The following is a 20045-nucleotide window of genomic DNA, read 5'->3' as shown; positions in this document are numbered from 1 at the left end:
CTGGTTTCTGCTCACAGTTTTCACGACCCGAATCCGGGGGTACCAAGGCTGCCGAGGCTACCGGTGCCAGGCTCGGGCTCGGACGGTTCGACGACGTTGATCGTCACGGCGCCCGACATCGATTCCATGAAGCCGGCAGATCCCGTGTAGTACGCCGTGATGTTGTGGTCGCCCGCTGTTGTCATCGTGCGGTTGGCCTTCGCGACGCCGTTGACGACGGCCACCGGAGCGCCGAGGTCGACCCCTCCGTCACGGAACTGCACTGTTCCTCCCGACGGCCACGGAGTGACCGTTGCCGTCAGTTCCACGGAGTCGCCGATGACAGCTTTACCGGGTGCGTCGATTCGCGTCTGTGTCTGAGCGAGGCTGGAGTCGACATTGATCACGGCGAGCGGCTGGCCGCCTGCGTTCAATCCGGCCGAACGATTGTCGCGTGGTGAGCAATTGGTGGTCAGCCAGTATTTGACGCCGCCGAGCAGGGTTTCCTGTTGCAGGAAGGTCAGGTAGTTGGCGGCACTGTCGTAGGAACCGGAGTTGGTGTCGGAAACGCGGAGCATGGGCTTGATCTGGGTTCCCACAGCTCCTGACGTGACGGTGACGTCGACTGCCGGGAGCTGGAACGTCTTTCCTCCACCGACCTCGATTCCGCCGCCGCCGTTGTCGTCGGTGTTGGGTCCGTTGCCCGCCGTGATGTTGTTGCCGGAGATACGAAGATGCGTCCCATTCGGATCGGGTGAACCGGCATCGTTCACCCGCGTGATCGTCGGGGCGACCCCACCCAGATTCGAGCTGGTGCCGGCCACGATCTGCGCCCCCACGTAGGAGGTGCCTGCAGGGATGTCGAAATCGAACTTGAGACGCGTCCAGTTCACGACGGACCTGAGGTCGTAGCCGTCATTGGGGACCGTCATCGGCTTGGGGGCGAGTCGGTAGGTGAAGGTCGAGTTCGGCGGAACCACGGTCGGGGCACTGATCGTGACGCCGGAATCACGCGTCTCGTTGTGTGTGATCGGGCCGGGGAACTGCCACCCGTGACACGATGCCGTGAACGGAAGGTTCACATCAGCGGCGGATGAAACTCCCGCTCCGCCGACGACCAGGGCAACGCATCCGGTCAAGGATGCGGCCACCCCTACTCCTCGGCGCATCAACGTCGACACCATTCACATTCTCCTTGAGTAGCGCTCGAAAGATCGGGCTCTCGGCTTGAAGCCGGGTCCGGGAACCGGCCTCGAGCTGACAGAGAAGCGAATACGTCTTCGTCGTTTGCTCACCACCAGCTCAAACCCTGGAGAGGAGTAGAACACAGAGCGACCCGCGAAATATGCGATTCGGACAAATTGTTGGACAAACGTCCAACCAGCGAAATTTCTCCACTTCTCTGACCGCTCTGCACTGCTTTAACGTGGCGTGAAGTGCGCCCGGTAAACGGTCAGGCGATCGCGCGGCGCATCAGTTCTGCCGTCTCCTTGTTGAATGCGACCAGTGTGACCGTCTCGACCTCGGTCTTCGCCGCGCGAATCGCTGAAACGGCCTGTCGGACCGCATCTTCCTTCGGCCAGCCGTAGACCCCTGCCGAGATCAACGGAAAGGCGACGGTTCGTGCGCCGATCGAGTCGGCAACGGCGAGACTGCGGGTGTACGCCGACCGAAGCAATCCGGATCGGTCCTCGGAGCGCGAATACCTCGGGCCGACGGTGTGAATCACGGCCTTGGCGTGGAGCTTTCCCGCGGTGGTGGCCACGGCCGCACCCACCGGGAGGCCGTCGGGAAGGCTGGTGTTGCGCAATACCTCGCAGGCCTTCAGGATCTCCGGTCCTCCGGCTCGGTGGATCGCGCCGTCGACACCGCCACCGCCGAGGAGCCTGGAGTTGGCCGCGTTGACGATGGCGTCGACGGTCAGCGTCGTGATGTCACCTTCGACGACGGTAATAGCGGGCATGGATCCTCCTGGGTACCCGACGGCTGTGTTTCCGACTGCCGTGTTCCAGAGTTCACGCTTCGGGCGAGCCCACGGCATAGCCGAGCGTACGTCGTAGGGGTCACGTCCGATCAACATCGAGTATCGCGCCGCAACCGACGGTGTGCGACTGCGCGCCTGAACGCAATGAAGGAGTACGCGCTTTCCCTCGGCCCGCAACGCCTGGACGGTGCGCGCTGCGTCGTCGAGAACGAACTCGAGGTTGGCGTTGGAATCGTGACCGTCGTCGACCAACCAGAACTCGACGTGATCGGAGCTGACCTGCCGTGTTCCCATGCGGCACAGGCTGACCACGGCGTCGTAGTCCGCAGTGGACACTGCATCGACGCCGCCGAGCATGACGCCGTCGTCGTGCGGATGCGTGGTCAGGTGGTGGGTTCCGCGGAATTTCGAGTAATCGAGTTCTGCCGTCGACGGCCATCCGTTCTTGTCGTTGGTACCGCCGCGAGCAGTCTTGATCGCCAGGCGAACCAGATCGGAGGAACGGTATCCCGGCCAGCCGTGCATGATTCGGCGCCAGCGGGCGGGAACCGCCGACGCTCCCCAGCGGGCGCCGAGGAGGCCACCCGCGATGGCCGCAGTCGTGTCGGTGTCCCCGCCGGCTCGTACGGCTGCTTCCAATGCGTACTGGAGGTGGCGAGCGTCGGCATTGTCCGTGGAAGTGATGGCCCACCAAGCAGTCTGAAGTGCATGCACCACCCAACCGTTCTTGGAGAAGTCCTGCGGGTTCCCGGTTTCGGCCTGATCGAGCAGCGGGCCCCAGTATTCGGCGACGTCCTGATCGGCAACGGAGAGGAAGCCGCGAACACCGTCGAAGTTGCCGGTGACAACGGCATGGCGGATGGCATGGGTCCACAACTCGCACGCCTGTCCGGCACGCGGGTCGTCGTGCGTGAGTGAACTGATCCGGTGCGCGGCCGCCATGGCACCTTCTGCATCGTCCAAGTAGGAGAGGGCGACGGGAGCAGTCCGCATGAGCGAGCCGTTGCCGGCCTTGCGGCCGCTGATCGCCCGCGCACGATCCGCCATCGCCGCTGCGCTTTCGGAGCGGACGGACAACACTGCTCGCGTCTGGTTGCCGATGTCCGCGGGCTTCGAGTCGTACCACCGGATGAACTGTGCTGCAATGGCATCGAGACCGTCAGAGCTTCCGATGTCGATTCCGGTAGCGGCCACCTCGGCGATCGCAACTGCCATCGAGGTGTCGTCGGTCCATTCTCCCGGCGCCCAGTCGAACGGGCCGCCACCGATCATGTCGATCGTGACCTCGGCCTTCGGGTAGGTGAATTCGTAGCCGGCGCCGAGTGCGTCTCCTGCTGCGGTGCCGAGCAGAACGCCGGCCGCTCGATCGGACTGCTGTGCGGTGAGTTTCATAGCCACCTCTTCGGTTCGCGATGATCGTTTGATCAACTTTGCGCTAACCATAGATCATGTTTGAGATAACATGCAAGGGTGAATAAATGGACAGACACGAGCGGCAAGGGATTGACGGACTATCCGCGTCCGTCTGTGGCAGTGGACGTCGCGGTGCTGACGTACAGCGGTGGATCTCTGAAAGTTCTGGTCGTTCGGCACCGCCTCGGGGCGCTGGCGCTACCGGGAACGTTTCTGCACGAACGCGAATTGCTCACGGCCGCAGCCGATCGTGCCCTGTCGGTCAAGGCAGAGTTGACCCAGACGAGCTTTCACCAGTTGGCGATCTTCGACCGACCGGACCGCGACGACCGTGGATGGGTTCTGTCGGTCGCACACACCGCTTGCCTACCGGAATCGGCACTGCCCGATTCGGCGCTTCTCGTCGATGTGTACGACGACGAGGCAGTGAGCGGACTCGCATTCGATCACGCCGACATGGTGCGACTCGCGGTCACGGACCTACGCACGAGGTATGCGTCGTACGTGGATCCGGACGGATTGTCGGGCGGGACGTTCACCGTCGCCGAACTTCGGAGACTGTACGAGGTGATCTTCGATCGTCCGTTCCAGAAGGACAGCTTCCGCCGACAGGTGTTCGACGCGCTCGAAAGTACCGGCGAGATGAGCAGACCAGGTAACGGCCGACCCGCCGAGACGTACCGGAGGCGGGGTGACGGCGCACTGGCTGCGCAGGCAATGGCATTTTTGACCGGATGAAGTGAAACGAATTCTTGCAGTTCTGCTGACCTGACGCGCTGAGCTGGGTAATGTCCGATTGATGGGTGCAGTTTCGAATGAAGCCGAGTCCAAGATTCCGACTGTCGTGTGGGGTACCGGCAACGTCGGGCGTGCATCGATTCGCGCTGTGACAGCCAATCCTGCCCTCGAACTTGTCGGCGTCATCGTTGCCAACCCCGCAAAGGTCGGGCGAGACGCCGGTGACCTCGCCGATCTGGGAGTGCACCTGGGCGTCGCGGCTACCGACGACGCCGATGCCGTGCTCGCAGCGTCCCCCGGCGCGGTGGTCTACGCGGCGTCCGGCGACATTCGGCCCGATGACGCGGTTGCCGACATCACGCGGGCGCTGGCCGCCGGAGCTGTAGTGGTCACGCCGTCGGTATATGCGCTGTACGACCCGAAATCTGCGCCTCCCGAACTTCGTGATCCCGTTGAAGCTGCAGCCAAGGCGGGCGGCGGCGCTCTGTTCGTCTCCGGTATCGACCCAGGCTGGGGCAACGACATCCTGCCGATTCTCGTCAGCGGGCTCGCGGGGACAATCGACCAGATCCGGTGTCAGGAAATCTTCGACTACACGACCTACGAACAGCCGGATTCTGTCCGCTACCTGATCGGGATGGGTCAGCCGATGGACTACGAACCTCCGATGGTCGCGCCCAGTGTTCCCACCATGGTCTGGGGCGGGCAGATTCGGCTCATCGCCCGAGCGCTCGGGGTGGAACTCGACGAGATCCGCGAGACCTTGCTGCGCCGCCCGCTCGAGGAAACCGTGTCGACCGAACATATGGGGGAGTTCGCGGCCGGCACCCAAGGCGCACTGCGATTCGAGGTTCAGGGAATCGTCGGCGGGGAACCCCTGATCGTGATCGAACACGTCACGCGTATTCATCCGTCCTGTGCCCGCGACTGGCCGCTCCCGCCCGACGGAGGCGACGGCGCGCACAAGGTGATCGTCGAAGGACGACCACGAATCGAGATCAACGTCGAAGCCACCGATGAAGGTGGAAACCGCGCGGCCGGTGGAAATGCCACGGCCGTAGGACGTCTCGTCAACGCAATTCCGTGGCTACGTAAGGCTGAACCCGGCCTCTACGACGCGCTGGACGTTCCGCTCACACCCGGCGTCGGCAAGCTCGGTGCCCGAAACTCGGAGGTACTCACATGAATATCGACATACCCGAAGGCAAGAACCCGATCGGCTACGTGTGGGGCGAGATGGTTCCCGGCATCGGGCCCGCGGCCGCCGGGTTCTCCCAAAAGGTCTACACGGACGGCACTCTCGGACTCCGTGAGTTCGAGGCGGCCAGGCTTCGGATCGCTCAGATCAACGGGTGCATCTTCTGTCAGGACTGGCGCACCGAGCGTGACGGCGAGACTGTGGAGTCGACTTTCGATCAGGCTGTCACCGACTGGCGCACCACAGATGCGTTCGACGACAGGACACGCCTCGCTGCCGAATACGCCGAGAGATACGCCCTCGACCACCACGGGCTCGACGACGAGTTCTGGGAACGCATGACAGCTCACTACTCCCAGCGAGAAATCGTCGAGTTGAGCATGTGCCTCGGATCGTGGTTGGCTTTCGGCCGGCTCAACCACGTCCTCGGCCTCGACACTCAATGTGTGTTGCCCGGCAACTGAACCTAGTTGCCCAGCGTCGTCAGATCCGGGTAGTTCGAGACCTCCCAGCCGCCGTCGACGACCAGACTGGTTCCGGTGATGTACGAGGCGTCGTCGCTGGCGAGATAGAGGCAGGGGCCCGCGATCTCGTCGGGAGTTGCCGCTCGGGACATGGGAATTCGGCTGAGAAACATGTCGCGGGCGGGTTCGTAGTTCATGACCGGCGCGACCAGTGGCGTGTCGACCAGGCCGGGTAGAACGGCATTGACCCGGATCCCCGACGCAGCGAGTTCGATCGCGGCATTCTTGCTGAACATCTCGACCCCGGCTTTGCCTGTCGCGTACGCGCTCCCGTAGGGGCTCGGTACGTGCGCGTTCAATGAGGACACGTTGACTATCGCACCACCGCGACCGTGCTCTCGGATATGCCGCGCTTCATGTTTGGTGCAGAGGAAGACGCCCTTCTGCACCAGGTCGATGGTGAAGTCCCAGTCGGCCTCGTCGAGGTCGACGATCTGCCCAACCCGCGACGCCCCGGCAACGTTGAAAGCCAGATCGATACCGCCGAATTCCGCTGCCGCAGCGGCAATAGCCTCGGCAACATCGGATTCCTTGGTGACGTCAGCGGGAACGGCGAGGAAAGACGCGCTGTGCTGGGAGGCTATCTCCTTCAAACCCTCTGCATCGATGTCTATTCCGGCTACCTGTGCGCCTTCGCCGATAAGTCGTAGTGCGATGGCTGCACCGATACCTGATGCTGCGCCGGTGACAACCGCGGTTTTGCCGGCAAATCTGGACGTGTTAATGGGCACCTGCTTTCAAGAACTTTCCGGTTCGGCGGTTGCCGAGAACGGGTGCTGCTTCTCCGTCGCCGAAGACGTACTCGCCGCCGACGAACACTGCGGTGACGGTCTGATCGTTGCGATTGACCATGCGGGAGAGGTTGTCGTACTCCGCGACCGGACTTTCGGCGTACGCCTCGAGTGAATCGTCGAGATGGGCGGGATCGATCACAACCAGGTCGGCGCGGTCACCTAATCGAAGGTGCCCGGCATCGACGTCGTACCACTCGGCGAGTTCGCCGGTGAGGCGATGCACCGCTGCCTCGACGGTCATGAAGGGACGGCCGACCTTTTGGGCATCGTAGACACGTCGTAGTAGTCGTAAGCCGAAGTTGTAGAACGCCATGTTGCGCAAATGCGCTCCGGCGTCGGAGAACCCGAGTTGGACGCCGTTGTCCTGGGCGAACTTGTCCAGAATCTCCGGCCGGTGGTTCGAGATGGTTGTGCGCCAACGCACTTTCGTGCCGTGTTCGAGGACCAGATCCAGGAATGCATCGACAGGGTGGAGGCCGCCTCGTTCGACGCCGACCTGCCCGAAGCTCTTGCCGACAAGGGATTCGTCGGGGCAGGAAACGATTTCGGCGTCGAAGAAGTCGCGGTGCCAGACTTTGACGCCGAATTTTTGATCGTAGTCCTTGCGGAACTGTCGACGGTACTTCTCACTCTGCATCAGGACGTTGCGTTCCATCTCGTCGGTCAGATGCAGTGCTGCAGCGCCGGATCCGAACTCCTCGAAGACAACCAGGTCGATGCCGTCGGCATATACCTCGAAGGGAACTGGCAGGTGCTGCCAGCGCAGGTCGCCGCCGAGTCGATTGACCAAGTGTGCCAGTGGGCCGAGGATCACCACGGCGAACTTGTTGGACTTGATGTCGGCCGCCGAAAGCATGCTCGTCTTGAGTCGCTTACGCCAGATACCCGCGCTGGAGAACGCCATAGCTCCGGTACTCATCGGGTTGGAGAGGTCAGGTCCGGCCTGAAATACCCGTCCTCGGCGGCGCAGGATCGCATTGAGTCGGCGTCGTTCTTTCGTGGTTGCATACGTCGACGGCAGCGTGCGTGAGCGGCAGGTCTCGCCGTCGAGTTTGTCGAACAACAATTGCTGACTGGACATCCCGACGAATCCTGCGTCGAGAGCTTCGGTCAACTGTGCTTCCATCGACGCGAGTTCGGTGTCGGTGGGATGCACGTCCGTCCTGGTAGCACGATCCAGTCCCATCTCGGCGGCTCGCATGTCGGAGTGTCCGATGAAGGCTGCAATGTTGGGACCTAGCGGAAGCGCCTCGAGTGCAGCAACATACTCTCTCGCGGAGTTCCAGGTCTTGGCCCGCGTGAGTGCTTCGACGACGTGCTTGCGTGGGATAGCTTCGACGCGGCCGAAAAGGTCGCCGGCGTCCGACGGGCTGGCGTGAATGGTGGACAGGGAACACGATCCGACAAAGATCGACGTGACCCCGTGTCTGAGAGATTCGCTCAGCGCCGGGCCTTCGAGGATCTCGACGTCGTAGTGAGTGTGGATGTCCACGATGCCCGGGATCACCCACTTGCGCCGCGCGTCGATGACACGGGGACAGTCGGTTTCGTCGAGTGGATCGAGGGAGATGGCAGTGACCAGCCCGCCTCTGATACCCAGATTGCGGACAGCTGGTTTCGCCCCGGTGCCGTCGAACCACAGACCGTTGTTGATCACGGCGTCGTAGGTCATGAGATAGCCACCTTTGCGCGTATCGTCTTCCCGGTTGCATTGCGAGGCAGAGGAGTTGTGCTCAGTTTCCACTTCACCGGCACCTTGAAGTAGGCCAGTCGTTCGGCGACATAGTCGCGTAGTTCTTCTTCGGTCGCCGCTCCCTCGCTGCGAAGAACGACAACGGCCGCCACTTCTTGGCCGAGGTCTGCCGAATCAATGCCGATCACAGCGCATTCGAGTACCGCGGGATGCTCGTCGATAGTCTGCTCGATTTCGAGAGGGTAGACGTTCTCGCCGCCGCGCAGGATCAGATCGGACCGGCGGCCCGTCAGGCGGAGTCGGCCGTCTTCGAGAACTCCGAAGTCGCCGGTTCGGAGCCATCGGTCGGGACCGATGGCGGCAGCAGTTGCAGTCTCGTCGTTCCAGTATCCCGACATCACATACGGACTGCGAGCGCAGATTTCGCCCTCCTCGCCGTCGGGAACCGCAACACCGAATGGATCACGGACCTCCACACTCACACCGATGATGGGCCGTCCGAGAGTTCCGGGGAACGCGGCGAGTTCTGGTGGCGTGGCAACCGAAATGCCGGTGGAGGATTCGGTGAGCCCGTAACTGTCGACCAAGGTGTGCTGCGCAAAAGGCAGTCGTGCGCGCAGGCGGTCTTGCAAAGCCGGAGATGACGGCGCAGACGCGAGTGCAAAGGCGCTCAGTGAGGTCAGGTCGTACTTCTCGAGACTGCCATGTTCGAGGAGACGGGTTGCCATGGTGGGGACCACCGCCCAGTTGGTGACCTTCTCGCGTTCGACAAGGGAAAGGACTTCGTCGACGTCGAAGGCGCCCTGATGGATGACCACGGCTCCGCCCGTCGCGAGTCGTGGGATCGCCAGGTTATGCAGGCTTGCAATGTGAAACAGCGGCGCGGTCAGCAGATACCGCAAGTCACTGGGTCGGCCGTCACTGGGTCGGCCGGTGAATGCCGCAGCGAGGCGATCGCTGTAGCGGTGGTAGTCGATGACGGCCAACACGTTTCGATGAGTGTGAACAGCTCCCTTGGGGCGGCCGCTGGTTCCGCTCGTGTAAAGAATGACGGCCGGATCGTCCTCGTCGACGGACGTGCGGGGCAGTGCAGAACCCGAATACTTCTCCATCAATGCCGGTAGATCTTCTTCCATCGTGAGCACGGGAACATCGGTGTTCACTTCGGAAAGAACTTGTGCGCGTTTGGCGTCGGCGATCACCACGGTGGGAGTGGTGTGATCGATGCCGTACTGCACTTCACGGGCCACCCACCACGAGTTGAACCCGACGGCGATGGCGCCAAGCGACTGAGCCGCCCAGAAGGTCATCACCCATTCCGGCGTATTGGCGGCGAGGATGCCCACCCGATCGCCCTTGCGAACGCCGTAACGCTCGCGCAGCGCAGTGGCCAATGCTGCTACGGCCTCGCCGTGCTCGAGGTAGCTGAAGCGTCGGTCCTTGGTCACCAGGTAGTCGCGTGATCCGTAATCGAAGGATGCAGCGAGCACGTCGCCGAGTGCCTTGTCACGGTTCTTCATGACGGGCATCGAGCTGCCGAGTACATCCTCGACTTGCATCTCGAAAGGACCACCAGGGCCGGTCAGCCCAGCCATGACGGACGCGATGAATGCTTGTGTATCAGCGGAAGTAGTCACGTGAAGTGCCTTTCGAAGATTAGGGTACGAGCACTGCGCGTCCGGTGACCTTGCCGTGTTCGAGACGGTCGAGTGCGTCGCGGGCATCAGCGAGGTCGAAGCGGGCTACTTCTACCGTTACCAGACCAGCCTGTGCCAGGGCGATGGAATCGACGAGGTCGTTTCTGGTGCCGCCATAGGACTTCCGGATCGATGCGCCCCACGGCCAGCCCGGTCCGCCGGCAGCTTCGGCTGTGATTCCCGGGTTTCCGCCTCCGAGACCCACCATGCGATACGCGCCGTTCGGCGCAACCGCTTGAACGGACATCTGTGCAGTTGCGTCGATACCGACGAAGTCGAAGATGACTTCTGCGCCTCTGGCCGACGTGAGGTCGAGGATGTGCCGCGCGGTGTCCGGTCCCGATTCGAGCGTGATGTCGGCGCCGCAACGTTTGGCGAGATCGAGTTGATCCTGTCCGACATCGACGGCGATGATGCGCACGGCACTGATTGCGCGAAGTATCTGTACTGCAACGTGACCGAGTCCGCCGACGCCGATCACGACGGCGGTGGCACCGGGCTGGAGATGTTCGCGTGCGCCGCGAATGGCGTGGTAGCTCGTCAGTGCTGCATCGGCGAGCGGTGCGGCCTGCAGGAAGTCGAGGTCTCCGATGGGTACGAATGAGCGAGCCGGGATCTTGACGTACTCGGCCATTCCGCCTTCGGGACCGAGCCCGGGGCAGGGCGGCATCGCGGTGCGTCCAGCGGCGAGGCACATGTTCTCGTTGCCGCTCATGCATTCTCGGCACTGTCCACACGACCAACAGAGGTAGACGACGCCACGCTCTCCGACGGAACGGCCGTCGACGCCACTCCCGACGGCTTCGATCGTTCCGGCAATTTCGTGGCCGATGGTCAGCGGTTCTTCGCGCATCTTGTACGGAAAGTGCAGGAGATGCAGATCGGAGTGGCAGATTCCCGCTGCGCCCACCCGAATCAGCAGTTCCGATGGACTGATCTCGGGGATCGGCACGTCGTTGATCTCGAGGAGACCAGGCCCCATGAGCTGAGCTGCCTTCATGAACTGACCTCGCTGATCTCGGAGTTGTACGCAGCGCTCAGATAGGCGTTGCTGCGGTCGGACCCGATCAGACCGGGTGCCATCTTGTTCATGACGTAGGCGAAAGTCATCCGGCGGTCCAGATCGTTGACCAGCATCGAGCCGCCGATACCGGCCCACCAGCAGGCGCGTCCGTCGGGAACCAGGGGTGCGGTATCCGGGTGCGGCAGTCCGTATCCGATGCCGAACTTGAGCGGAGTCATGATCCCGAGGTCGATACCGTCGGCTTGGATCTCGAAGATCAGGTCGATGGTGCTCTGCGAGAGCAGCTTCTGGCCGTCGAGCACACCACCGTTCGAGATCACGGATTGGACCCGAGCGATAGAGCGTGCGTTGCCGTGGCCGTTGACTGCGCCGATCTCGGCCTCCCGCCAGGGCGCGGTGTTGACCTCGGGGTAGTCGAGCAGTGGGCAGGTCAGGGTCTTGATGAAGATGCTGTCCTGGTCGAGTGTGGACAGGTCGAACTCCAACGCGGGCGGCGGAACCATGGTGGCTATTCGGCCGAAATGCTCTGCGGACGTACCGATGTGGAAGTCGGCGCCCAGTGGACCGGCAAGCTCTTCGGCAAAGAACCTGCCGAGGGTCCGACCGTCGATGCGACGAATGACCTCACCGACGAGATGGCCGTAGTTGATCGCGTGATAGCCCGACGCCGTACCTGGGGTCCACCAAGGCTTCTGGGTAGCGAGGCGAGCGGTGGACGTCTCGAGGTCGTAGATGTCCTTCAGCTCGATCGGGCGCTCCCAACCGGAGACGCCAGACGTATGCGACAGGAGGTGGCGAACTTCGATGTCCTCCTTGCCGTTTACCGCAAAGTCGGGCCAGTAGTGAGCAACTTTCTGGTACACGTCCAATTGGCCGCGTTCGACCAGCAGGAGCGCACACAGAGCCGTCATGGTCTTGGTGATGGAGAACGTGTTGACGATGGTGTCGCTGCCCCATGGAGTGGTACGGGATTCGTCGGCGTACCCGCCCCAGAGATCGACCACGGATTCTCCGTCGACGGTGATGGCAACGGAGCCGCCGAGTTCTTCACCGGATTCGAGTTGAGCCTCGAAGGCGGTGCGGACGGCGTCGAACTCGTTGTCGCAGTGACCGTTCACCAGACTCATGCGCGATCCGCCTTCTCGAGTTCGTGTGCTGCTGCACGCGCGGCAACAGGTAGCTTGTTTCCGGAGGCCGCAGCACGCTTGGTGCCCTTGGCGATTTCCTTGTTCATGTTGCGGACGTAGGGATCGAACTCGAGCTGAATCGTGTGGCGTGGTGACTTGTAATAGGGGGCGAGGAAGTACGCCTCGTCGGCTTTGGTGATCTCCTGCATCTCGTTCGCGGACGGCAGTTGGTATTTACCGGTGAGGTAGGCCGCGACGAGCTTGCTCTGCTGCTCGGCGAAGTTGACGAGCGTCGGCATGGGCTGCGCGAGTCCCATGAAGAAGAGGTTGTCGATTCCGGGCTTCATCATTCGTTTGAACAGTGGGAATCGGTTGTCTTTGTCCGGCAGCAGATTCGGATCACTGAAGAAGGGGAAGCTGATGTTGTAGCCGGTGGCGCAGATGACCACGTCGACGTCCTCGGCGGTGCCGTCCGCGAAGTGAACCTGCTTTCCGTCGAGTTTGGTGATGGCAGGCTTGAAGGTTATGTCGCCTGAGCCGGCGCGTCCGAGGAACTCGCCGCTGGCCGAGGGGTGGGCCTCGAAGGGGCGGTGGTCCGGCTTCGGCAGACCGTAGCCTTCCATCGTTCCCAGATTCTTGCCGAGGAATCGACGACTCAGGAACAGTCGTAGACCACGCGGCATCCAGGGCGGGGTGATCAGTTTGTCGCCGGGTACACCGCCGAGATATTTCGGCAGTACCCAGACTCCACGGCGAGCCGACACGATGAGCTTGTCGGCGAGGTATCTCTGGCCCAGTTCGGAGGCAATATCCAAGCCGGAGTTGCCCATTCCGACCACGACTACCTTTTTGCCGCGCATGTCGACCGGGTCGAACGGGTCGTTGTAGCTGTGGCTGTGCATGAGGACCCCGTCGAACTCACCGGGGTAGTCCGGGATGTTGGGATCCCAATGATGTCCGTTGCAGACCATCAGGACGTCGTAGGTGCGAACTTCGCCGTCCGAGCGCGTGATGGTCCACAGTCCGTCTGCATCACGTTCTGCCGCAACAACACTGGTATTGAAGATGATCGACTCACGCAGTCCGAAGTGCTCGACGTAGTCCTTGAAGTACTGGAAGAGTTCGGAGTGGTGCGGGAAGTCGGGAAGGTCAGCGGAGACCGGGAAGTCCTCGAATGCCAAGCGCCACTTCGACGTGTCGATGTGCAGGCTCTGGTAGCAGGCCGACATCCCGTTGGGATTCTTGTAGTACCAGTTTCCGCCGACCTCGTCGGACGCTTCGTAGCAGTCGAAGGGTATTCCGAATTCCTTCATTCGCTTGGCCGTCGTGATTCCGGTAGGCCCGGCGCCGATGATGCACACGCTCGGCAAGGGGGAGGGGCTCATTCGCCATCGCTTTCTGTTCTGTCTCGGGCGTGCGAGAAGAAGAATCGAAGCCCGAGAAGTGACTTGAGTCATAGTGCGCCATTCGCTGACGTTGTGTCAATGAATGACGCAATGTTTTTTGGTGACGGCGAGTTGGTGATTTGCCAGGAGGTTGAAATGCGAGCAAGGTGGGCGACGTGAGCACGACTACGGACGGCCCGAAGAACAGGCGGGGAACACTTCGCGACGAGCAGAAACGCGCGACGCGGGCCAAACTCGTGGACGCCGCACGCACTCTGTTCGAGGAACGGGGATACGCGGCTGTCACGGTCGATGACATCGCCTCGGTCGTCGGATGCAGTCGAGCCACGTTCTACGTGCATTTCGCCAGCAAGGTGGAGATGCTCAAAACGATCGGCGCGGCCGGGATGGCGGCGAGTGCGTTCGCTTTCTACATCGATCTCGATCGGGTTCTCGACACGAACTCTCGCGTGGAATTCACGGCTTGGCTGGAGCGTGCCTTCGACTGGTTCGACGAGAACAAACGCCTGCTGCCGGCCTGGGACGAGGCCGTGGCACTCGAACCGGAGTTCCGCGAGACAGCGCGAGACGGTATGACCCAACTACCGAATGCCATGCCCAAGTACCTGGGCCGTTGGCCGGCGGAACAGCACGACGAGGCACGGTTGCGCGTCGAACTGCTCGTGAGTCAATTGGAGCGATTCTTCACACGCTGGGCCGTGCAGGGGACAATCGATGTGACGCGGATTCAGGCCGCCGAAGTTCTGACCGACATCTGGTTCCCGGCTCTGTCTCCGGAATCGAAGGGCGTCGGCGAGCGGTAGAGGCTAGCTCGGATCGATCTCCACACTGATCGCGCCGGTGAGCAGTTCTCTGGCTCGTTCGATGGGGATCGAGCCGCTCAGCCAGCGCTCACTCAAACCCTCGACCAGGGCGGTGAGTCGCTCGGCGGCGTCGGCCGGGCTTGCCTTCGGGTCAGCGAGTCCGGCGTCCTGCGCTTGGCGGATCAAGGATTCGACGTCGTCTGCCCACTCTTGCGTCGTGGTGCGTAGCGGTTCGCGCAGTTCGTCGGCGAAGACTGCGCTTGCTCGGAGTTCACCCCAGGCGATGCTGTTCTCTCGAATCTTCGGGGCATTCTGAAACTCCAGCAGGAGCATCTGCTCGAGCTGCGCACGAGGGTCTGTCTCCGTGAAGGCGCTTTCGGTGTACAGCGCGGCGCGATCGTTGATGTGATCGAGGGCCCGGCGCAGCACACCTGCACGGTTCTGGAAGTGGTAGTAGATGAGTGCCGTCGACACTCCGGCCTCGGCAGCGAGCGTCTCCACCCTCAGCCCGCGTACGCCGTGTTGGGCAATGACGCGGACTGCTGCTTCCAAGATTTGCGTTTGGCGGTTCGACACGAGTCCGAATTCTACGAGGGTGGTCGGGACAGGTTTCTAGTCCGCGGGTTCCTGCTGGGTGGTGCAGTGAATGCCGCCACCACCCGCGGCGATGGCGTCGATGTTGATCTGCACGACACGGCGGTCGGAGAAGAGGCGCTCCAATTCACTTCTGGCGGCCTGGTCGGCCTCGGGGTCACCGAACTCGGGTGCGATGACCGCGCCGTTGCATACGTAGAAGTTGATATATCCGGCTGCGAAATCATCCGATTCGAAGTCGGGCCTGATCGCGACCGGCGCCTCGAGGACAACCACTTCCAGCTTCCGTCCCTGTGCGTCGGTCGCGTTCTGGAGAATCTCGAGGTGACGTGCGGTCACGTCGTGGTCGAACGACTCCGGGTCTGTGTCGAGGCCTGCGACCACGACACCTGGGCGTGCGAAACGGGCGTAGAAGTCCGTGTGGCCGTCCGTGATGTCCTTGCCGGCGATTCCCGGTAGCCAGATGATCTTGTCGAGACCGAGCAGGGGGCCGAGTTCGGCTTCGACGTCCGACTTCGACCATCCCGGGTTGCGGTTGTTGTTGAGTACACAGCTTTCGGTGATGATGGCTGTGCCTTCGCCGTCGACCTCGATGCCGCCGCCTTCGAGGATCAGGTCGGTAGGCAATGATTCGACTCCCGCGCGGGCGGCAACGAAAGCTGCGACCTGGCCGTCCTGATCAAAATCCTGCTTCTCGCCCCAACCGTTGAAGTTGAAATCGATACCCGCTTTGGTCCCGTTGCCTTTCACGAATACAGGGCCGGTGTCGCGCATCCAGAGATCGTCGAGAGGCGCGGCGATCAGTTCGACCGATGGGCCGACGAGGGAGCGAGCCAAGTCCAGTTCCTCGGAACGAACAAGCATCGAGACGGGCTCGAACTGCGCGATGGTCTGCGCGATCGTCGCGAGGTTGCGCTGGACCTCGGGCAGGAGGGCTGCTCCCCAGATCGCTTCGCTGGCACCGAACGCCATCCAGGTGCGCTTGTGCGGATCCCCCTCTTCCGGCATCACCCACTCGCGAAAATCGTTGCTGCCATCGCTCCCGCGCGAGGCTGAGTCGGAATCGCCGCAACCTGCCAAAAAGAGGCCACTGAGCGCAGCGGCGCCTGCCTGAATGAACCGACGTCTTTGCATTGCGGTGACTCCTTGTGCTGTGTGCGTGCGCGCCCGGTCCGCGTCCTGCTTGCATGGAGCGTAAACCTTGACTGAAAATTTAGTCAAGGAAGTAGTGCCAGTTCGAGACCGTTTCGGCGGGCGACACGACGGATCGAAGGACTCATCCGTCGGAAGGTCACGAGTCGATGAGTCCTTCGACCGTTCCCCGCCATCCGCGGCGCTGGTAGTCCCGGGGCGACATGCCGTGGGCACCGATGAAGACCTTGGTGAATCCGGACGCGTGCGCGTAGCCGAGTCGACGGGCGGTCTCTCCGGCCGAGAAGCCCTCCTCGAGGTAAGCGCGGGCGAGGGTCATCCGCAACTGACCGCGCCAGCGCGGGAAGCTCTGGCCGGTGGCCGCTACGAAGCGTTTGTGGAGCAGGCCCTCGTCGACGCCGAGTCGAGCGCTCCACTCCGGCAGCGTGCGCGAATCGGTGGGGTCCGCGCGGAGTGCGGTAAGGATCGTTTCGACAGGATCGGTTCGGCCGCCGGGTGTCCGCGTCGCCGCGCTGTTTCGGATCAGCCTCGAGATCCTCGCTGGGTCATGGATTTCGGGGCGCAGAAGGGTGTAATTCGCAACGACCGTGTGCAACAGATACGCCTCCGCTTCGCGCGCGAAGTGCAGCACTCGTGGCGGCGGTGCAGTGACGGGAGAGTCGCCAGGCTGGGATCCGAGCGGAAGTAGAAGCGAACCCTCCGCGATCTCGACGCTGTTGCGTACTCCCGCGGGAAGCCACATCGCGTCGCCCCGCCTCAGATTCCAGGTTCGGTCGCCGAAAGTGACCCGGGCGGAGCCTCGGTAGATCCAGACGATGACGTGAAAGTTGTTGACCCTGGCCCACGTTCCGCTTGCGGGAATCGTCGGCGGTATCGGCGCCGAGCCTGAGTGGGCGCCTTCCTCGGACAAGAGTGCGACGCTCTGTGCCAAGGTCTCGTTCTCATGGATCGGCGCTGAGCCTTGGTTTGCACGTGTGTAGTCACGGGGTGTCACACCGGTGTGTTCACGGAAGGCACGGGTGAATCCCGCGGGCGTCGCGAATCCGACCTGCCCACCCGTCCATCCGATTTCGCGGCCGGAGTTCAGGTATGCGATTGCTGCCGCGATCCGGGCCGAGGTGCGCCAACGCGCGAAAGGCAACCCCGTCTCCTCCGTGAATCGGCGCTGCAGGGTGCGGACGCCGATCTTGAGTTGCCGGGCGAACTGGGAAAGCTCCGTGTCGTCGGCTGGCGTCCGTAGAAGCGTGCGAGCGATCTCGAGGGTCTCGGCCGAGCGTGGCAAATTCGGTGGGGCGTACGACACCGAAGCGTCGGCGTCGTTGGAATGGGCCCCCGCGACAAGCTCGAGTAGTCCGGCCCCCACAGTCGCCCCACCGCGCAGAAATCCCAAGTTGTGCGCGAACTGGTGGACGAGCCAGTCCTGCCAGGCTGCCGGGATCTCGAAATCGATGATCCGGTTCAACGTGGGCGGCAGGTCGGCAGCGGGCATCGGAATGGGAAACGCGACCGCTCCCGGGTCGACTCGGATGCTGTAGGCGATTCCCGCGGGCACCCAGGTTGCCGCCCCAGCGGTCACGCTGCGGGTGCGGTCGCCAATCTGTAGTTCCGCGTGTCCGGTGTGTACCCAGAAGAGCAGTGGCTCACGTGCATTCGCGATCAAGGAGAGTCGGGACGCGGGGATCTCGGGGACTTCGCCCGCGGAGAACACCAACCGTGGTCCCACGTATGCCCTCCCGATTCAGATGCTTTCTCACGCAGCCACCGATGAGTGTAAGAAGTCGGCACGCACGGATAACCGTAGCCGATTAGGGGAGGCTAGCTTTATTCAATGGCCCTTCCGCCGTGATCGAGCGTGGGTCGAACCCCCCCCGTCTGTGCGCTTCCGAGGAGTCTTTCCGTGCCCCGAAACACCCGTCCGACAACGGCGTACTCAGTCACCTTGCGTGAACTCGAGGTACGTCGGGTGACAGACGTGACGCCGGGCATGCGGAGAGTGACGCTCACCGGAGCGCAGCTCGACACCTTCACAAACGCCGACGGCTTTGCCGAGCCCGCCTTCGTCAGCACCGGCTTCGACGACGACCTCCGATTGTTGTTCGCCTATCCTGGCGAAACCGATCCGGTCTTGCCGGTGATAGTCGACGGCACTGTGACTTTCGCAGCGGGACGCCGTCCACTTGCCCGCGCGTACACCGTGCGCCGTTACGATCCGCGAACAAGTGAACTCGACGTCGATTTCGTCGTTCACGGCGGTGGAGTTGCTACCACCTGGGCGCGCGACGCCGGCCCGGGCGACCGAATGCACATCGCGGGTCCCTCTGTATCGCAGGGACTCCCGGAAGATTGCGAGTATCTGCTCGTCGTCGGTGACGAGACGGCGCTACCTGCGATCGCACGTCTGCTCGAGGAATTGCCTGCCGATGCCAGGGGGCATGTGTTCGTCGAAATTGCGGACTCGGCTCACATTCAATCGGTGCGCGAGTTGCCCGGGGTGAGTGTCACGTGGTTGCCACGCGAGGGGGCGGAGCCCGGCACTAATTCTTTGTTGCTCGACGCGGTCAGTGCAGTCGAATGGCCTGACGGACGCGTATTCGCTTGGCTTGCAGGCGAACAGGCGACGATTCGCTCGCTTCGGCGTCATTTGATTCGTGATCGAGGAATTGCGAAGACCGACATCGATTTCACCGGCTACTGGAAACGCAGCGACACAGTGCGCACAGATTCCTGACCCGGCTCCATCGCTCGGTAAGACCGAAGCGCTCGATAACACCGAAAGGCAGAAATGACAGTCCTGCGCACCAGACGATCACGGATCATCGGACTGATCGGGGCCGCGCTCGCCGCAGCGCTCCTTGTGTCCGGGTGCTCGGCCTCGGCCGAAAACTCGAAAACGGCGTCCACTCCCGGTTCGGAGGGGAACGCCCTTCCCGCTGCGGAAGGAACGACTACTTACCCGCTGACCCTGGAATCGCCATATGGTACAAGTATTCTCGAGAAGCGCCCGGAGCGGGTTGCCGCAATCGTCCCCAATGCCGTCGACACGGAAATGCTCCTCGCGCTCGGCGTCAAACCCGTTCTCTCCTCGTCGATGGTCAAGGAGTCGGCTTCCCAGTCGTACTTGCTGCCTTACGGCGCAGAGGATCTCGACACCTTCGAGTTCGCGATGGGCGGCACACTTCCCGTCGAAGCGATCGCCGCGAGCGAACCTGACCTCATCGTCGCCGTCGGCTGGGCCGACGGCCTGGGTGGTTTGTCGATGGGCGATTACTACGAACGTTTGTCCTCCATCGCACCGGTGGTGACGAGCCCCGACACGAAGTCGCGGATGCTCGTGCCGTGGAAGGAATCGATCCGCGTACTCGGCGAGACACTCGACCTCTCGAAGGCAGCCGAAAAGATCGTGGCGGACCATGATCGGTATTTTGCGAAGGTGCGTCAGGAGAACCCTGAACTCACTGGCCTGACCGCAACCTGGGCGATCTTCTACGGAACCGGCAATGGGCTGCAGTACCTTTCAGCGCCCGATTCGGCTCCGGCAACTTTCTTGGGCGAGCTCGGTTTTGCCGAGAACCCGCGTGCACAGGAGTTCGTCACCCAAAGCACTGTCGGCGAGGAACTTCTCGAGAACATCGATGCGGACTTCCTGCTGATCGGCCGCAGTGCCGCCGGCAGCGAGGAGGATTTCGACAAGCTGACCGGCGGGAAGCTCTTCCAAGCGCTGGGAGCGGTGTCCTCCGGTCGTTGGGTCGCTCTGCCTCCTCGCACCGCCGACGGTGGCGACGTTCTGTGGGCAATCACGAGCGGTGGCCCGATCGGAACGATGTGGGCGGCTGAACATATCGTGCCGCTCATCAGCGCGAAGCTGTAGGCGTACAACTGGAGAACGGAAAGCCCTCACCCGTCGCCACACGATTGTGTG

At 62.5% G+C, this 20045-nt stretch carries 17 protein-coding genes; 6 read left to right on the top strand and 11 right to left on the bottom strand.

Going from position 1 to position 20045, the window contains the following annotated elements; all coding sequences use genetic code 11:
- Positions 1 to 20: 20 nt before the first annotated feature.
- Entirely contained in the window at positions 21 to 1163 is a 1143-nt protein-coding gene (locus AC1Q61_RS06550; protein WP_492654879.1) for an Ig-like domain-containing protein, read from the bottom strand.
- A 269-nt stretch (positions 1164 to 1432) separates the two neighbouring features.
- A complete protein-coding gene (locus AC1Q61_RS06545; RefSeq protein ID WP_492651101.1) occupies positions 1433 to 3355 on the bottom strand; it encodes an O-acetyl-ADP-ribose deacetylase in 1923 nt (640 codons plus the stop codon).
- Between the two features lie 78 nt (positions 3356 to 3433).
- Between AC1Q61_RS06545 and AC1Q61_RS06540 the strand changes: the two genes are divergently transcribed.
- The 3 genes from AC1Q61_RS06540 (at position 3434) to AC1Q61_RS06530 (ending at position 5776) form a co-directional block, all read left to right on the top strand.
- Positions 3434 to 4114, top strand: a complete 681-nt coding sequence (locus tag AC1Q61_RS06540) for an NUDIX hydrolase (RefSeq protein ID WP_134998990.1) — start codon at positions 3434 to 3436, stop codon at positions 4112 to 4114.
- Between the two features lie 61 nt (positions 4115 to 4175).
- Positions 4176 to 5300 carry an NAD(P)H-dependent amine dehydrogenase family protein gene (locus tag AC1Q61_RS06535; RefSeq protein WP_019745892.1) on the top strand — a complete coding sequence of 375 codons (1125 nt, stop codon included), beginning with the start codon at positions 4176 to 4178 and terminating at the stop codon, positions 5298 to 5300.
- Entirely contained in the window at positions 5297 to 5776 is a 480-nt protein-coding gene (locus AC1Q61_RS06530; RefSeq protein ID WP_019745891.1) for a carboxymuconolactone decarboxylase family protein, read from the top strand. Before AC1Q61_RS06535 ends, AC1Q61_RS06530 begins: the two co-directional genes overlap by 4 nt.
- 2 nt (positions 5777 to 5778) lie before the next feature.
- On the opposite strand, the gene AC1Q61_RS06525 is transcribed toward AC1Q61_RS06530, so the two are convergent.
- Genes AC1Q61_RS06525 through AC1Q61_RS06500 form a run of 6 tightly spaced genes read right to left on the bottom strand, consistent with a single transcriptional unit; the run spans position 5779 to position 13556 of the window.
- Entirely contained in the window at positions 5779 to 6567 is a 789-nt protein-coding gene (locus AC1Q61_RS06525; RefSeq protein ID WP_020971227.1) for an SDR family NAD(P)-dependent oxidoreductase, read from the bottom strand.
- Positions 6557 to 8302 (bottom strand): N-acyl-D-amino-acid deacylase family protein, encoded by a 1746-nt coding sequence (locus tag AC1Q61_RS06520; protein WP_492651102.1) that lies wholly within the window; start codon positions 8300 to 8302, stop codon positions 6557 to 6559. Before AC1Q61_RS06520 ends, AC1Q61_RS06525 begins: the two co-directional genes overlap by 11 nt.
- The gene (gene casG, locus AC1Q61_RS06515) at positions 8299 to 9960 is read right to left on the bottom strand and encodes a steroid-24-oyl-CoA synthetase (protein ID WP_020971225.1); all 1662 of its coding nucleotides are present in this window, start codon (positions 9958 to 9960) and stop codon (positions 8299 to 8301) included. Before casG ends, AC1Q61_RS06520 begins: the two co-directional genes overlap by 4 nt.
- A 19-nt stretch (positions 9961 to 9979) precedes the next feature.
- Positions 9980 to 11020 (bottom strand): NAD(P)-dependent alcohol dehydrogenase, encoded by a 1041-nt coding sequence (locus AC1Q61_RS06510; protein ID WP_020971224.1) that lies wholly within the window; start codon positions 11018 to 11020, stop codon positions 9980 to 9982.
- On the bottom strand, positions 11017 to 12171 hold the full coding sequence (locus AC1Q61_RS06505; RefSeq protein ID WP_492651103.1) for a serine hydrolase domain-containing protein: 1155 nt from the start codon (positions 12169 to 12171) through the stop codon (positions 11017 to 11019). The genes AC1Q61_RS06510 and AC1Q61_RS06505 overlap by 4 nt, the downstream gene beginning before the upstream one ends.
- The gene (locus AC1Q61_RS06500) at positions 12168 to 13556 is read right to left on the bottom strand and encodes a flavin-containing monooxygenase (RefSeq protein WP_175280130.1); all 1389 of its coding nucleotides are present in this window, start codon (positions 13554 to 13556) and stop codon (positions 12168 to 12170) included. The genes AC1Q61_RS06505 and AC1Q61_RS06500 overlap by 4 nt, the downstream gene beginning before the upstream one ends.
- A gap of 167 nt (positions 13557 to 13723) precedes the next feature.
- Here AC1Q61_RS06500 and AC1Q61_RS06495 point away from each other — a divergent pair, with 167 nt between their 5' ends.
- Entirely contained in the window at positions 13724 to 14380 is a 657-nt protein-coding gene (locus AC1Q61_RS06495) for a TetR/AcrR family transcriptional regulator (protein ID WP_003943145.1), read from the top strand.
- Positions 14381 to 14383: 3 nt separating this feature from the next.
- Here the strand turns inward: AC1Q61_RS06495 and AC1Q61_RS06490 are convergent, their stop codons facing one another.
- The 3 genes from AC1Q61_RS06490 to AC1Q61_RS06480 all read right to left on the bottom strand — a co-directional run bounded on the left by AC1Q61_RS06490 (position 14384) and on the right by AC1Q61_RS06480 (position 17849).
- Complete coding sequence (locus AC1Q61_RS06490) at positions 14384 to 14956, bottom strand: TetR/AcrR family transcriptional regulator (protein ID WP_007730294.1); 573 nt, start codon at positions 14954 to 14956, stop codon at positions 14384 to 14386.
- 36 nt (positions 14957 to 14992) lie between these two features.
- Positions 14993 to 16108: an agmatine deiminase family protein gene (locus AC1Q61_RS06485; protein WP_042925244.1), complete on the bottom strand. Its 1116-nt coding sequence runs from the start codon at positions 16106 to 16108 to the stop codon at positions 14993 to 14995.
- 157 nt (positions 16109 to 16265) lie between these two features.
- Complete coding sequence (locus AC1Q61_RS06480; protein ID WP_042925246.1) at positions 16266 to 17849, bottom strand: helix-turn-helix transcriptional regulator; 1584 nt, start codon at positions 17847 to 17849, stop codon at positions 16266 to 16268.
- A gap of 174 nt (positions 17850 to 18023) precedes the next feature.
- Between AC1Q61_RS06480 and AC1Q61_RS06475 the strand changes: the two genes are divergently transcribed.
- Positions 18024 to 18854: a siderophore-interacting protein gene (locus tag AC1Q61_RS06475; protein WP_042451620.1), complete on the top strand. Its 831-nt coding sequence runs from the start codon at positions 18024 to 18026 to the stop codon at positions 18852 to 18854.
- Between the two features lie 54 nt (positions 18855 to 18908).
- Complete coding sequence (locus AC1Q61_RS06470; RefSeq protein ID WP_030536179.1) at positions 18909 to 19994, top strand: ABC transporter substrate-binding protein; 1086 nt, start codon at positions 18909 to 18911, stop codon at positions 19992 to 19994.
- The last annotated feature ends 51 nt before the right edge of the window (positions 19995 to 20045 follow it).

The organism is Rhodococcus sp. MPR-R1B, from assembly GCF_058793255.1.
Note: the sequence above shows the minus strand (reverse complement) of the source record. Positions and strands in the feature narration are given on the sequence as shown.